The sequence below is a fragment of the Roseibium sp. HPY-6 genome (assembly GCF_040530035.1).
Lineage (GTDB): Bacteria > Pseudomonadota > Alphaproteobacteria > Rhizobiales > Stappiaceae > Roseibium.
Genome location: NZ_JBEWCD010000002.1, coordinates 1,512,805 through 1,528,229, shown reverse-complemented (window position 1 = coordinate 1,528,229; position 15,425 = coordinate 1,512,805). Strand labels below are relative to the sequence as shown.

The following is a 15,425-nucleotide window of genomic DNA, read 5'->3' as shown; positions in this document are numbered from 1 at the left end:
GTGTCAGGTGCCGGATCTCAGATTTGAGGCGTGAGCGCTGTCTGGTCCATCGCTCAGCGATGCTTCAGAGTCGCTTTCATTCCAGGCGTCGATCTTGACTTCGGTAATCTTCATCGGGTTTGCATGCGGCTTTCCAAAGAAATACCCCTGCAGGGTATCGCACCCGAGCGTGCGCAGGGCATCCACCTGAAACTGGCGTTCAACACCTTCCGCAGTGACTTCCAGACCAAGATTGTGTGCCAGCGCGATAACCGCCGAAATAATGGCAAGACCATCGCTGCGTTCGCCGATCTCGTCCACAAACGACTTGTCGATCTTGATCTTGTCGAACTTGTATTTGCGCAAGTAGGAGAGCGACGAATATCCCGTTCCAAAGTCGTCCAGCGAAATCTTGATCCCGAGATTGCGAAGCTTTTGCAGTTTCTCCGAAGCCGATCCGAAGTCGCGCAGGAAAACGGACTCGGTGATTTCCAGAACAAGCCTTTCCGGCGGGAATCCGGTTTCGTCCAGAACGGAAGTGATCTGGCTCACAAAATTGGGATCCATGAATTGCACAGGCGACAGATTGACCGCGACGCTCTCGAGGTCGGGGCACTGAGCGGCCGCAGCGCAAGCTTTCCGCAGAACCCAGTTGCCGAGCGGCAGAATGAGGCCTGCATGTTCAGCGATCGGCAGGAACGTGTCCGGTGTTACCTCGCCGCGCGTCGGATGGAACCAGCGCACGAGGACTTCACTTGAGACGACGAGGCCCGAGCGTGCATCGACGATCGGCTGGAACTCGACACTGAGCTTGCCGTATTCGAAGGCCTCGCGAAGATCTGCTTCCAGCTCGCGGCGCTCGCGCACCTCGCGTTCCATTTCGCTTTCAAACGCCAGAGCCCGGCCACGGCCGCTTTCTTTGGCCTTGTAGAGCGCGATATCGGCCTTGCGCATCAGGTCATCGACAGTATCACCATTGTCCCGGAGCCTCGTGAATCCGACCGTTGCACCTATGGCAAAATCCCGACTGCCAATCCGGAAAGGCTTCCGCGTAACGTTGACCAGTTCCTCCGCAAAGGCACTTGCAGCCTGGTCGCTGACGAAACGGCCAAGCGCTGCGAACTCATCTCCACCGAAGCGGGCCAAAGACGTTCTACCTTCACTGATGTCGGTAAACCTGGCGGCAACCTGCTTGAGAAGTTCATCGCCGGCCGGGTGACCGCTTGTGTCGTTCACAACCTTGAAGTTATCAAGATCGATCAGAAAGAGCGTCAGTGTGTTCTGCCCGGATCGGGACTGTTCCTCGAGCAGCGTTTCTGCCTGTTTCAGGAACCAGCTGCGATTCCCGATACCGGTGAGCGAGTCGTGTTCGGCCAAATGCGAGGCGAGTTCGCTGGCCCTGCGAGCCTCGGTCACGTCGGAGGCAACGCCACGATAGCCGGTGAAGGAGCCATGGTCGTCGTAGACCGGCCTTGCCGCCAGTGACCACCAGCGCTCCTCGCCATTGACCGCCAATCCGATCACGAGCTCACGGAAGGATTTTTGAAGCCCTACCTTGTTTTCCAGGTCAGCAACGCTTGTCCGTGCTTCCTCATTTTCGAGGGTGTAAGCCAGATCGACCATGCGCATGGTTTCCAGCTCGGAACGGCTGTGTCCGCTTGCATGGCAGAAGCGGTCCGAAACATTGCGGAAGTTCCCGCTGCTGTCGGCTTCCCAGATCCAGTCACTCGACGTTTCTTCAAACTCGTTCAGAAGCAACGCAATGACGTCGCCATGCTTTTCAAGTTCCGCTTCGGCGAGAAAATGCGATGCAAACAGCCAGCCCGCTGCAGTGGTACTGCCGATCACGACAAAGGTGTAGCTCGTGAGCAGGAACAGGAGCGGCCACATCATGACCCCCTGATCGATTACCAGCGCGACAACGGATGCGCAGTAAAGGATCGCAACCCATCTGAATGCAGCCTGGGGGACCGTCGCAAGTGCAAAACCACCGCCGCAGATCATTCCCGTCGTGACACAGGAGGCGATCCAAATGCCATTGACGTTGCCACTTGCGAATGCGGCGACCGGAACCACTGCCCAAAGGGCACTGAGCAACGTTGCGTGGCGCAATGCTGCCGAAAGCGCGCGTTGAGAGGCAAGTTCAACCGGTGAACGGTTTGACAAGAACCACTTAATCGTCGTGAGCGCCATCAGGCTCATCACCAGGGCCACCCAGACGAAAACATAAGTGAGTGGAAACACCTGTGCCAGAACTGGCGTGACAACGACAACGTTGACGATGTTGGCGAGCACAGTGAGCGGGGTCAACCGCGCGATGCTGGAGATCTGTGCGGCGCGTACCCTGCATGCGAGATACTGATCGACGACAGGGTGGCCGAAGGCAAGAAGCAAGGCCCGTTCCGGGCTGGAATCCATTTGCCCGTCCGCTTTGACCGCCGCGAACTTCATTCGCGCTCCGGGTGACACAAGCGCCGCAAAGATCGTTTTAAGGATCAATTTCCAATTGGCGCCGGGCCGCATCTCATCTCCGCATCTGATACTCGATACTGTGTGCGTCACAGCTCAGTCAGACAAAGAGGTACATGCATTCCCTGAAATTCCGGTAAAGAGCCCTGGCCGATTTCCGGAAATTTCTGAATCTTTTAAAGAATTTAGCCCTAACGCGCGTTTACGTTAACAAAATCATTCGTACATCCGCATGCAGACCGCGCGCCTGATGAGGGAGCCGCATATACTGCAGATTATCGGCACTTTTACGGATTGCCGGCCCGTGCGATCACACAGCTATGCGCCAGCGGCTTCCTGTGCTTCGCCGCCGATTTGCCACTGACCGGCTTCGATTTTAGACGCTGCGATCACGGCCTGGGTCCGACTTTCGACACCCAGTTTTTGCAGAATTGCGGAAACGTGCGCCTTGACCGTTGCCTCGGAGACCGACAATTCATACGCAATCTGCTTGTTCAACAGGCCCTCGGACAACATCATGAGAACCCGAACCTGCTGCGGGGTCAGTGTGGAGAGGCGCTGAACAAGATCGTCACTGCCGTCATCCGCCTTCAGATCAACATCGGGTGGGGTCCAGACATTGCCGGACATGACTTCAGAAATCGCCTGCCGGATCACTTCGATGCCGTGCGATTTCGGAATGAAGCCGGATGCTCCAAATTCCATTGCTCTGCGGATCGCTTGGGGCTCTTCGTTTGCCGATACCACCACGACCGGGACGCCGGCATATTGCGCGCGCAGATACATCAGGCCCGAGAACCCGCGCATTCCTGGCATTGTCAGATCAAGCAGGATGAGATCCGCATCACCATCTTCTTCAAGGCGCACTGTCACGTCTTCGAGCGCACCAGCCTCCTCGATAGACGCGTTCGGGTATTGCGTTTCCAGTGTCTGGCGCAGAGCTCCACGAAAGAGCGGGTGATCATCTGCTATGATAAACCGGTACGAAGTGGACGACACGTTGTTTTTCCTCCCTCAACGGTCTTACCTCCGCTTTACTGGCTCATTTTGCCGAGCGCTCCATCACAAAGGTGCGCTGCCAGGCATTTTTGTTCGCTTCAGTCCCAGTAAAGCGGCCCTCAGGAAGTATGTTTGCATCACGAGTTGCGTGCAAGTCAAACAATGGTTTTGGTTGGAATATGCACTTGTTCGTCACCCGACATACGGTTGAGCCCTAGAATTTCAACCTACAGAATCGGTATCCGCAAATATAAAACCCTTATTGACTATATGCAAATTCGCACAACCATGAGTTTCATTAAAAGTTCCGCAGTAGCAATCTGAATCTCGAAAATAATTCTCATCATATTATGACTATTTTTTCCACAGACTACATTTCTTATTGATAATTTCCCGAAAGAAGGCAACAAATGAACTTTCAAGCGTTCGCGAACATTTAGTAAATCTCAAACTCATGAAATTTTAGAATGACAATACAAGCCACACTTTTTTCATTTGTAAATCGCTGGGAATGTGACGAGAACGATCACCTGAATGTCCAGTTCTATTTCAGCCGTTTTGAAGAAGCTGACCGCCAGTTTCGACTAATGTGCGGGCTCAGCGAGACGCTTGTGGGGGCAAGACGCGTCCGCCATGTGCGATATCACAAGGAACTGCGGACCGGCGACCTGATCACGGTTCATTCGAGCATCGCCTTCGACGGCCCGCATATGTTGACTGTGGTGCATGAGATGCGCGACGGAAGCACGGGAACGCTCGCTGCAACGGCTCTGGACGGTTACGAGCCAAGCCCGAATTCAGCCAAATCCCTGCGGCAGCGGTTCAAGGATTTCCAGACACCCATGATCGCGGAGGCCGCGCCACGCGGCGTTCAGTCCGGTCCCGCAGGCATTCGCGCACCGCTACAGAGTCTTTTGAACCAGGGCGCTGAAGTCTGCTTCAGAGGCACTGTCATGCCCCGGGACGTCGGCCCGGACGGCAAAGCGGATGATCAATACGCGCTGGCCTGCTGCACGGACGGTGTTGCCCATGTCTGGCAACGCACACCGATGAACTACGCCTATCTCCTTGAGCACGGGTTCGGGCGCGTTGCGGTGGAGATGAAGCTGACGTGGTCAACGCCGCTCAAGTCGGGTGACGCGGTGGTTGTTGCGACCGGCTTCACGCATGTTGGCAAAAGCACGTTCAACATGCGCCACCATATTTTTGAAAGCAGGACGGCGCGACTCGCGGCAACTCTCGATGTCGTTGCCCTAACGATGGATCTGTCGTCACGCAGCGCGGTCGCTTTGCCGGAAGAAGCTCATGGTGCGATTTCGAAAATGCTGATCGACTAAGACGAATGCATTCGGCAGGCGGGTGGTCATGTGCTTTTCGTAAGCGTCAGAAAAGCGTTAGTTCCCCTCGCCTTCGAAGTCGCGCTGTAACTCGCGCACCATCCCGAAAAAGCGTCGCATCGCGCTTTCCGTAAAGGTGAGCATCCGCTCGAGCTCTTCGTCTTCTTCAGCCCATTTCGAAGATTGATCGCCACTGCCGCTATCGTCGCCGGGTTGCTTCAAGGCCGAGCCAGGTGATGTCGGTTTTTTCCCGCCTTCAACGTTGTCAAGCTGCTCAAGTTTCGCTGTCAATCGGTCAACCTCGGCGGCGAGTTCGTTGATCTCGGCGAGATAAGCTTCCTCGGCAAGCGGAACGGGATTGCATCGCCAGGACCCGTTTCGCTCACGGCAGATCGCTATCGTGCCATTTTGCCTGTCGACCCTCAGTATGTCGCCATCGACTGCAACCAGCGAAAAGCGCTTTGGCTGCCCCTCTGAAACCGCCTCGGTAGCTTCCGAAGAGATATCGGACTGCGCCTGCGCGGTGACGGCGGACATCAATACCGTCGCGGCACCAACAATAAGAAAGAAGCAATATTTGCGTATCGGCATCGAATATCTCCACGCTTCAATGCCGTGCACGAGGCATCCGGCATGTTTTGAATCAGTTGAGTGCCACAATTCCATGGCCAAAGCACGACAAACACAAATTTCGGCAACGACTTAACAAGCGTTTTTCGAGGAGCAGGCTCCTACGAGGGCAGCAGAGCCTCGAGAACTTCAATGCGGTCGGCTTCTTTTGCCGGCTTGTCCCACCGTAACCTTGAAATGCGGGGAAAACGCATGGCAACACCCGATTTATGGCGCGTCGACCGGTTCAAACCTTCAAACGCGACCTCCAGTACCAAGCCCTCTTCCAGGCCATGCTTGACTTCTCTTACCGGTCCAAACCGGTTGATGGTGTTGTTGCGAACAAATTTGTCGATCTGACGAAGTTCCTCATCGGTGAAACCGAAATACGCCTTGCCTACCGGTACAAGCTCGTCACCGGCCGCCCCGGCGCGCCAGACGCCGAATGTGTAGTCGGAATAAAAGGACGACCTTTTGCCGTGCCCTCGCTGTGCGTACATGAGCACCGCATCGATCAGGAACGGTTCCCGTTTCCACTTGAACCACAACCCGCGCGGCCGTCCGCTCACATAGGCCGCATCGCGGCGCTTGATCATCAGCCCTTCGACGGCCTCAGCATCGGCCGTTTCGAGAAGCGTGTGCGGCTCTGCGCGCGCCGCGGAAATCTGATCCCAATCCGCCGCCTGCAACATCGGCGAAAGGTCGATCGACGGGATTGCCAGGGAGGCAACTAGATCTTCCAGCCTCTTGCGCCGCTCAATGAAAGGCATCTCGCGCAAGTCTTCTCCGTCCACATAGAGCAGATCATAGGCCCTGATGGCCGCCGGATAGTCCCGAATGAGCTTTGGGCCGGCGGTCTTCCGATTGAGGCGTTTCTGCAAGTCGGAAAACGGTCTGACCTTGCCCTCGGAAATGATCAGAAGTTCACCGTCTATGCAGGCATCAAAGTCCAGCAGATCAATGACATCAGGGAAAGACCTGGATATGTCTTCACCTGTGCGGCTATAGAGGCGCCGGACGATTTCACCGTCCGAAGCGGTTCCCGATGCCGCCTGGACCCGGATGCCGTCCCATTTCCATTCAATCGCAAAGTCTGCAGCCTCGAGCTGGGCCATGTCGCGAGCTTCGTCAAGCGGATGAGCCAGCATGACGGGCCGGAAGGGGGCCGGATCCGTGTTATCCGGGCGTTCCCCCTTGCCCTCTGCCCAGGCAAACAATGTCTCGTAGGGCGGTTCAAGGCCGTGCCAGACTTCCTCGACCTGAGCAACATCGAGATCACCCAGACGGGCAACCGATGTTTTTGCAAGGCGAGCCGAAACACCGACACGCAAACCTCCCGTTACCAACTTCAAGAGAGCCCAACGGCCGGTTTCGTCCAGATGGTCAAGCCAGGCCGTCAGCAGCCTCGGGACATCGGTTTTTCCGGCGACTTCCAGTTTTGCAACGACATCCGTCAGCGTCGGAGCGTCGGTTTTCGTGTCCGCACCCCGTTCGCTAGCTTCCGGCCACATGAGGGCGATCGTCTCAGACAGGTCTCCGACGAAATCATAGGAGAGCGCAAACAGCTGGGGATCCGTGCGCTCGCTTATCAACGCGCGAAGGAGCGCAGGTTTTGCGTTCTTGAAGCTCAAGCCACCTGTCAGCGCCGCCAGTGTGTAACCGCGATCGGGATCTGCTGTTTCCTGGAAATAGCGAACCAGCAAAGCTTCCTTCGCAAGGCGCCTCGGTTCAAGTGAAAGTCTGTCGAGAAGTTGGGAAAACGCGCGCATGATCTAAAAAAAGCCGGGAAAGACTGGAGGGGCAAGTCTTTCCCGGCAAAATGTGCGTCAGCCCGACAATGTCAAGGCGTCTGCACGTCAGGCAGCAGCAGGTTGCTGCATCTCGTTCGCGCGGTACTTGAGCCCCGCCGTTCCGTCCTTGACCCACCTGATTTCCATCGGGAACCGGTCACCGGACTCGTCTTCATAGGTGATTTCCATCCCGACCGAAGCGCCTTCGAACTCTGTCACAGCGATACCGCCATCGGAACTGTTGACCAGATTGGCCTGGAATTCACGGCCGTCTTGATAAATCAGTCTCACGCCCTGTCCAGTTTCCTGTTTACGGGACGCTCTTCGCCGTTCGTCGACATCGCGCGCCATGTCTTCCAGGAACCCTTCAATACCCTGGGCCATCTTGTCCGCGACTTCCTTGACCTCGCTGGAGATGGTGTCGACGGTTTCAGCCTCACCGGCCGTCGCCTGGATCGCCTCATCAACGCTCTCCGCGCTGCTGACCGCATTTCCCGTTTCGCTTGCCGCCATCGTGATGCTTTGCGAAATCTCCTGCGTGGCGACGCTCTGTTCGCCGACGGCAGTCGTGATCGCGCCGGTGACTTCGCTGATCATTTCGATGGACCCAGAGATCTTGCGGATGGATTCAACGGCTTCGTCCGTCAGTCCCTGGACAGAGGAGATCTGGTTTGAAATCTCCTCCGTCGCCTTCGCAGTCTGCGTTGAAAGTTCCTTCACCTCGGCAGCAACGACGGCAAATCCCTTCCCGGCCTCGCCCGCTCTCGCTGCCTCGATCGTCGCATTGAGCGCGAGAAGATTTGTCTGTTCCGCAATGGCGCGGATCATTTCAACGACCGTGCCGATTTTCTCAACGGCGTCGGCGAGGCTGGAAACGTTGCCATCTGTTCTATGAGCTACGGCGGTCGCCTCGTCTATGACACCATTGGCCCGTTCGGCCTGGTTCATGATTTCCTGGATCGCGGCCGACATTTCTTCTGCGGCTGCAGCAACAGTCTGGACATTGTTCGATGAAGACGTGGAAGCATCTCGGGCCTGACCGGCAGCGCCTGACGCTTCCTGCGAAATAGAACGCACGCGGGCGGCAATGTCCGTCATTGACGAGGTTTTGTCATGAACCTCACCCGTTACGCTTGCCATGAGGTCTCTGAACTTGTTGATGAGGTTTTCAACATGGTTCTGACGCATGCGCTCACGGTCACGTTCTTTGGCGGCTTCCGCTTCGAGCTTCTGGCGGACACGCGCATTTTCCTGGAAAACGGCACCAGCCCGAGCCAGATCCCCGACAGCGTCGGTTCTTTCGGCGTAGGGCATTTTGAAGTCGAGGTCCCCTTGCGAGATCCTTACAAGATTTCCGGTTAAGTTCGCCAACAGTCCGTTGACGCTGCGCAACTGCCAGACACAGATGGCAAGGGTCACCAGCACGACGCCGACCGTTTCCGCCACAACGTAATAAAGATGCGTGTTCGCCGCATTGGCGAGTTCCTGTGCCCTTGCTTCTGCTGCTTTCAACATGCCGATGGACGAATCCCGGATCAGGTTCAACCGCTCGGTTGCCTTGCCGAACCAAACCGATCCTTCAACGCCCTGGCCGTTCTTTGTTTCGGGGAGCGTGCGAAGGATATCGCGCCAGGCCATCACCTGATCGACGCTCGCACCTGAAACCATCTGATTGTACGCCTCAAGCTCCTTGGGCGTGGCGATGCGCCGGAAGTTGCTCAAAAATGCGGTTTCAACAGACAGGCGGTCGAAATAGGCCAGAAACCGGTCGTTGGGCACCGCCCCGGTATCAGCGACGATCGTAAACAGTTGAGCGCCGATCGCACGCTCCAGGCCGCCGGCTTCAACAGCCTCGGTCAGCAGGAGGAACGGTGTCATTTGCTCTGCGTAGATCTGGTCCGCGCTCGCGTTCTGGGCCGCCTGCGCAATCGTGATCAGGTCACGGATCTTTCCGGAGTAGAATGCCAGGTTTGTCTTGCCTGTAACGGACTGGCCATCAATCCCGTTTCTGTGCCTTGCAACGTCGTTCAGGCCGTCGACCGTTGCGTGAATTTCTTCCAGCAGTTTCGTATTGCGAATGTCCAGGTCCGCAGCGGTCTCGCGCAGGTCCGCAAGGGCGGCGTCCGTAGCGACCCGTTGCTTTGCAAGAAGATCCTTGGGACCGGAAGAGAACCCGGACGCAAGCAATACGGCTGTCCTGCCGCGTTCCTTTTGCAGCTCATGCAGAACGGCTTCGGACTTTTCCGCAACCAGCGCCGTCGGATAGATGTCAGACGCTATTTTGCTCTCGTTCAGGGCCTCGTTCAGTGCAATCAGGCTTGCGACCCCATAAGCCAGCAGCGGCACTATTGCCAGAAGAGCTATTTGGGCGCGGATCGATTTCAGCATGGCACACCCCTATTGTGCAGAAATTTCTGCAATCTAGAGGCGAGTGAAGTTAAGAAATTGATTAGTTCAGGCTCAAATCCGCATACAAAAAACTACCCTAGGTATAATTTCCGGTTGTGCGAACGATCTGCCGCTAACGCCATTGGCAGCATTGCCGATGCTAACAAAACCTTCAAAGTGGAACGCAGTGGACGGCGCTGTGATTCGACGCTATAAGCCGCCCAATCATGGTCCGCTGTTAGTTCGGACCGGTCCGGTAGACTGCTGGTTGGCACGCAGATGATCCGGAGCAGTTGAAAGATCTCTATGACTGATTTCACGTCTCTCGCCCCGGCCCTGTCGGCCGCGCTGGCGAAACGGGGCTATGAAAGCCTCACTCCTGTGCAGGAGAGCGTCCTGAATGACGCGCCGCCGGAGGCCGATCTGCTTGTTTCTGCGCAGACGGGTTCCGGCAAAACGGTTGCCTTTGGGCTTGCCCTTGCCCCGACGATCCTTGGTGAAGAGGAGCAACTCGGCAAGGCAGGTGCTCCCATTGCACTTGCCATCGCACCAACGCGCGAACTGGCATTACAGGTCAAGGAAGAACTGGCCTGGCTTTACGGGGAAGCGGGTGCCGTCACGGCGTCTTGCGTCGGCGGCATGGATCCGCGCACCGAACGCCGCCAACTGGAACGCGGCGCACATATCGTCGTTGGAACGCCCGGCCGCCTTCGGGACCATATCGAGCGCGGTGCGCTGGATCTGTCAGGTCTCAGCGCCGTCGTCCTCGACGAGGCGGACGAAATGCTCGATATGGGCTTTCGCGAGGATCTGGAATTTATCCTGGATGCCGCACCTCAAGAACGCCGCACGCTCATGTTCTCCGCAACGGTTCCCAAGCCGATCGCGGAACTGGCCAAGCGGTTTCAAAAAGACGCGGTGCGTCTTTCAACGATCAACGCGCGCGAGCAGCACGGCGACATCGACTATGTCGCGCATCCCGTCGCACCAAACGAGCGCGAAAACGCAATCATCAATGTGCTGAGGCTGCACGAAGCGGAAAAGGCAATCGTGTTCTGCTCCACCCGCGAGGCCGTGAGCAGGCTGACCTCCCGGCTTGCGAACCGTGGGTTCTCCATCGTCTCGCTCTCTGGTGAACTGAGCCAGGAACAGCGTTCAAGCGCGCTTGCGGCCATGAAGGACGGCCGCGCCCGGGTTTGTGTGGCAACTGATGTCGCCGCGCGCGGTATCGACCTGCCAAATCTGGATCTTGTCATTCATGCGGACCTGCCGACCGGCAAGGCGGCGCTTTTGCACAGGTCCGGCCGTACCGGCCGGGCTGGACGCAAGGGGACCTGCGTGCTCATGGTTCCCTTCCCACGCCGCCGCCAGGCTGAACGTGTTCTGCAATTTGCCGGTATCAAGGCGACCTGGACGGGTGCGCCCACCGCCGATCAAATCCGTGCAAAGGACAAGGAACGGCTTCTGGCCGACCCCGCGCTTTCCGTCGAGCTTGAAGACGAAGACCGGGACATCGCGATGGAACTTCTAGCGCTTCACAGTCCGGAGCAACTGGCATCGGCTTTCGTGAAACTGCGCCAGTTACGCATGCCCGCGCCTGAAGAGATTTCCGAACTGGACGAAACCTCGTTGCGTGGACGCGACGCGGGCGCGCGCGGTGGCCGCAGCGCGGAAATCACCGGCAAGTTCGAAGATGGTATCTGGTTTTCACTGTCCCTCGGGCATCGGCAGCGGGCAGAGCCCCGCTGGATCCTGCCGATGATCTGCCGGGCAGGCCATGTCACCAAGAAGGAAGTGGGCGCAATCAAGATCTTCCAGAACCAGCTTTACTTCGAGATTGCGGGCAGCCACGGCAAACGTTTTGCCGACGTGATCAAACGCGAAGGCTCCGGCGAAGAGAACGTGGAGATCACTTTGCTGGATGCGCGTGGCGGCAAGATCCCGGCAGCGCCCAAAGAAGATGACTACCGCCGGCAGCGAGGTGGCGCTCCAAAGCGCAGAGCGCGCAGGGACGATGCTCCCGATTATGAAAATCTCGGCCCCGAAGACACATTAAAACCAAATAGGCCGAAGCGCGGTTCGAAGAGTGACTTTGACGGTGGACGCGGGAAAAAGCGTCGCCGACATGGTGACGACGAGGCCAAGCCGCATCATCCCGCTTATGAGCCGCTCGACATGACTGCACTGGCGCAGGGATCCGATACCGGGGATGCTAAGCCGTCACGCAAACCGAAGAGCGGCAAGCCGGGAGAAAGCGAGCGCAAACGCAAACCGAAAGCGATGGCCGCTTCCAAGGGGACGCAGTCTTCTAAAAAGGCGCCGAAAAAGAACAAGCCCTCACGTGCCGCGCGCAAGGCAGCGAAGGCGAAAAACGCCTGAGTTCCCAACCTGTTTTCCAAAAGCAGTTTCGCTCCGAAAACGCAAACTGATCCGGGTGTCCGCTGAAACAAACAGCGGACACATGAGATTTGTGACGCCGCGTCGCGACGACATCAGAACGAGAAAGAAATACCGAGCCCTCCGGTGAACTGATCCGCAGATCCCTCGTCCTTGACGATGGGGCTGTCGGCGGCATCACCCAGAAGCCTGGAATAGGTAGCGCGGCCGACAATTCCCCAGCGTTCAGTTACATTGAAACTTGCTGTCGCGCCCAGACTGACGTCCTTCAATCCGCCAGAAGCAGAATATTCGGCAAGACCGCTGCGCTGCGCACCACCCCTGGTGACGCCGAAGTAGGTATCCATGTAGCTGTCATTGGCGAACCCGAGCGAAACCTCGGTCCCAAGACGCAATCGTTCGGTTGCCGCAATCGAGTAAGATGCCCCAACAGACCCGCTAAAGCCGTCATGAACACCGGAAACGTCGGCCATGAGATCCGCTGAAACTTCCAGAATGTCTGATTGCGCGAGAAGTGCATTGAACTGGTAGGCGGCAAATCCCCCCACTTCGAATGCGGCGTCAATCTTGTCCAGCCGATCCACGACTTTGTTCGACGTGCCATCGCGACCCATTTCATAGGCAATTGAGGGACCAAACTGAAACGCTGCTTCCGGCCGAATGTTCAAGGATGCCTCAGGACCTTCCAGTTCCAGACCGAGGCCAAATGCCGTAACGTTGAGATAAAGCAAAGGAACGGCCGCGTATTCGGCTGCCCCGTCAAAATCCGGCTGGACTCCGGCGCCCAGAACGACAATCCCGTCAATCCAGCCGTCGTCATCGTCCTCAAATACACCGGGCTCGCTTTGCGGTGCAGGCACATCCGCGGCCGTTGCTGCCCCGGCCGAGCAAAACAAGATGAGGAGCGACCAACTGCCCACACATGTGGGATACCTGAAATTACGCAACGCTATGACCTCCGTTCAAGTCAGGTTCTTGCCGCCGGCGCTCAGATTTGGCCGGCGGCAGGAGGACTTTGGCTGCGGTCGCGTTTTTTAGATACTCGCGTCTGAAACGGGCATCTCAATCCGTTTTTGGACATCTCTTGAGCACTTTAGATATTGATTTTTATAGAGAAACTTCTTCTCCATCCGCGAGGTGCAAATGAGAGCGACGAACCTACTCGCGTTCCGGTCACATTTCTGTCCCATCTCGTCTGCTTTTTGGCGTGCGTTACAGAAATGAAGGATGTTTTTCTTGCCCTTGCATACGGAACCGCGCCAAAGGCGCCACCCGAAACAGCTGCGTTCCCGTCTTATGGTCGAGACGATCGTCGAAGCAGCCGGACAGGTTTTTACCGAAAGCGATTTTGAAACAGCGAGCACAAACCAGATCGCGGAGCGGGCCGGTATCAGCATTGGCTCGCTGTACCAGTATTTCCCGAACAAGGACGCCCTCATCCTGGCAGTGCAACGGCAGCACCACGACGAGGTTCTCAACGTGGTCAGAACAGCCATGGAAAGGTCGCAGGAACTCCCGCTGCAAGACGCAATCCGCGAGATAATCGGGGCAAATCTGGATATGCACCTGAAACAGCGGCGGCTTCATGCCGCGATCGAGGCGTGGATCCCAGCGAATTCCAAGCTGGTTGACCGGGCCGGTTTTCAAGAGGAAATGGCAAGCACCGTCATGACCTTTCTTTCACAAAGGTCGGATGTCCCTCAAGGCGCGCACCTGCAAACAGCCGTTTTCGTGATCATGAATATGGTCAAGTCGGTGATGCACGCGGCGGTTCAGGATTGCAACTCCGTTCCGGACCGGGACCAGATTGTTGACAGACTAACGGTCGGGATCCTGGGGTGCCTTGCAGAACAAACGGGTGAACGCCGCTAGTCGCCTCCCGTCAGTCGCAAAAACCCTTGCCTATTCGTTGACGATTGCGGAGATCACCCAATCCGAGCCGTCCTGGATCAGCTGGTAATGGCAGGTGAATTCCAGGACAGCTTCGCCATCGGCACTTTCCTGCGTCCAGTCGAGTGTCACAAGCGCGGACGAGCCGCTGACATGACTTGAAACAACCTGAAAATCCGAGTGCGTGACGCCTTCTTTTTCGAGCGCTTTCAAAAGCGCTTCGACGTTCTCGATCAATTCCTCATCATCTGCAAAAACGTGGCCTTTTTCGTGTTGCCATATGACCGCGGGCAGCGCGAAGCAATCGCAGATCCGGTCAATGTCATAGTCATTGAAACCGGCCTGATAATCATCGAAAAGCTGGGCAATCGCCTCTTCGGCATCCCCGTTGGAGCCGGAACCTGCCCCGTTCGTATGACCGTTCCGGCTTTTCTCAATACCACCGTCGTCCGCCATGACCGCCTCCCCAAAGGACCTTTACACACACAGAGCTCAATTCATGCCCCTGAGACCTGTGCGCTGTCGGTATCCTCGCCATCGTCGTAGCCTATCATATTGAGGGGACGGGCCTTTCGTCCATTCAATTCGCACCAGTGCACAAGAGCTTCCTCAGCTCCATGGGTTACCCAGATCTGGCTCGCCTGCGTTTCAAGAATGGTTCTGCACAGATCGTCCCAGTCGGCATGGTCGGACACGATAAGTGGCAGTTCTGCACCGCGCTGACGCGCGCGCGCCCTGACGCGCATCCACCCGGAGGCCATTGCGGCAACCGGATCTCCGAACCGTCGTGCCCAACGGTCGCTTAACTGCCCTGGGGGGCACACCACGATTTCGCCCTGCAGCTCCTTGCCGCGCTTGCCAACGGGTTCGACCGGGCCAAGGTCAACGCCCTGAGACTGGTAATAGGCCGTCAGCTTCTCAAGCGCGCCGTGAAGGTAGACGACTTTGTCATAGCCCGCAGCGCGCAACTCGCCGATTATACGTTGCGCCTTGCCGAGTGCGTAAGCCCCGACAAGATGCGTTTGTTCGGGAAAGAGATCCACTGAGGACAGAAGTTTCCTGATTTCTTCACCTGCTGGCGGGTGGCGGAAAACCGGCAAACCGAAAGTCGCTTCAGTAACAAACGTGTCGCAGGTGACAAGTTCAAAGGGAGCACAGGTCGGATCTTCCTGCCGTTTATAGTCTCCCGACACGACGGTTCTCTGGCCGCCGGCCTCAATCAAAACCTGCGCAGAACCCAGAACATGGCCTGCTGGATGCAACGAAACATCGACGCTTCCGACTTTCAGAACCTCACCAAGGTCGATGGGCTGGGCGACACCGCAGAAATTCTCGCCATACCGGATCGCCATGATGTCGAGCGTTTGCTGTGTGGCCAGAACCGCACCATGCCCCGCACGTGCGTGGTCTGCATGGCCGTGGGTAACGATTGCTTTTTCAACCGGGCGGACCGGGTCGATGTAAGCGCCGGCTTCCGGGCAAAAAAGACCTTCGGGTGCTATCGTCAAAAGATCGGACATCAGCAGCATTTATTCCTGAATTGATAAGGCATTCAAGAGGTATAGCG

11 protein-coding genes are annotated in these 15,425 nt (G+C 57.0%); 3 read left to right on the top strand and 8 right to left on the bottom strand.

Features of this window, described 5'->3' with window-relative positions:
• Window positions 1–3: 3 nt before the first annotated feature.
• Both ABVF61_RS18395 and ABVF61_RS18390 read right to left on the bottom strand, forming a co-directional pair.
• Window positions 4–2,430 (bottom strand): putative bifunctional diguanylate cyclase/phosphodiesterase, encoded by a 2,427-nt coding sequence (locus ABVF61_RS18395; protein WP_353994990.1) that lies wholly within the window; start codon window positions 2,428–2,430, stop codon window positions 4–6.
• Between the two features lie 336 nt (window positions 2,431–2,766).
• Window positions 2,767–3,447, bottom strand: coding sequence for a response regulator (locus ABVF61_RS18390; RefSeq protein ID WP_299479670.1), 681 nt, complete (start codon window positions 3,445–3,447; stop codon window positions 2,767–2,769).
• A 467-nt stretch (window positions 3,448–3,914) separates the two neighbouring features.
• On the opposite strand from ABVF61_RS18390, the gene ABVF61_RS18385 reads away from it, so the two are divergent.
• Window positions 3,915–4,784, top strand: a complete 870-nt coding sequence (locus tag ABVF61_RS18385) for an acyl-CoA thioesterase (RefSeq protein ID WP_353994989.1) — start codon at window positions 3,915–3,917, stop codon at window positions 4,782–4,784.
• Window positions 4,785–4,841: 57 nt separating this feature from the next.
• Here ABVF61_RS18385 and ABVF61_RS18380 read toward each other — a convergent pair whose 3' ends face one another.
• The 3 genes from ABVF61_RS18380 to ABVF61_RS18370 all read right to left on the bottom strand — a co-directional run bounded on the left by ABVF61_RS18380 (window position 4,842) and on the right by ABVF61_RS18370 (window position 9,571).
• Window positions 4,842–5,375: a hypothetical protein gene (locus tag ABVF61_RS18380; RefSeq protein WP_353994988.1), complete on the bottom strand. Its 534-nt coding sequence runs from the start codon at window positions 5,373–5,375 to the stop codon at window positions 4,842–4,844.
• 140 nt (window positions 5,376–5,515) lie between these two features.
• Window positions 5,516–7,162, bottom strand: a complete 1,647-nt coding sequence (locus ABVF61_RS18375; RefSeq protein ID WP_353994987.1) for a cisplatin damage response ATP-dependent DNA ligase — start codon at window positions 7,160–7,162, stop codon at window positions 5,516–5,518.
• Window positions 7,163–7,249: 87 nt separating this feature from the next.
• Window positions 7,250–9,571 carry a methyl-accepting chemotaxis protein gene (locus ABVF61_RS18370; RefSeq protein WP_353994986.1) on the bottom strand — a complete coding sequence of 774 codons (2,322 nt, stop codon included), beginning with the start codon at window positions 9,569–9,571 and terminating at the stop codon, window positions 7,250–7,252.
• A gap of 306 nt (window positions 9,572–9,877) precedes the next feature.
• Here ABVF61_RS18370 and ABVF61_RS18365 point away from each other — a divergent pair, with 306 nt between their 5' ends.
• Window positions 9,878–11,950: a DEAD/DEAH box helicase gene (locus ABVF61_RS18365; RefSeq protein WP_353994985.1), complete on the top strand. Its 2,073-nt coding sequence runs from the start codon at window positions 9,878–9,880 to the stop codon at window positions 11,948–11,950.
• Window positions 11,951–12,063: 113 nt separating this feature from the next.
• Here ABVF61_RS18365 and ABVF61_RS18360 read toward each other — a convergent pair whose 3' ends face one another.
• Window positions 12,064–12,828, bottom strand: a complete 765-nt coding sequence (locus ABVF61_RS18360; protein ID WP_353994984.1) for a MipA/OmpV family protein — start codon at window positions 12,826–12,828, stop codon at window positions 12,064–12,066.
• A gap of 376 nt (window positions 12,829–13,204) precedes the next feature.
• Here ABVF61_RS18360 and ABVF61_RS18355 point away from each other — a divergent pair, with 376 nt between their 5' ends.
• Window positions 13,205–13,840: a TetR/AcrR family transcriptional regulator gene (locus tag ABVF61_RS18355; RefSeq protein ID WP_353994983.1), complete on the top strand. Its 636-nt coding sequence runs from the start codon at window positions 13,205–13,207 to the stop codon at window positions 13,838–13,840.
• Between the two features lie 30 nt (window positions 13,841–13,870).
• On the opposite strand, the gene ABVF61_RS18350 is transcribed toward ABVF61_RS18355, so the two are convergent.
• The gene (locus tag ABVF61_RS18350; protein ID WP_353994982.1) at window positions 13,871–14,314 is read right to left on the bottom strand and encodes a DUF6841 family protein; all 444 of its coding nucleotides are present in this window, start codon (window positions 14,312–14,314) and stop codon (window positions 13,871–13,873) included.
• A gap of 41 nt (window positions 14,315–14,355) precedes the next feature.
• The gene (locus tag ABVF61_RS18345; RefSeq protein ID WP_353994981.1) at window positions 14,356–15,378 is read right to left on the bottom strand and encodes a ligase-associated DNA damage response exonuclease; all 1,023 of its coding nucleotides are present in this window, start codon (window positions 15,376–15,378) and stop codon (window positions 14,356–14,358) included.
• Window positions 15,379–15,425: the final 47 nt, after the last annotated feature.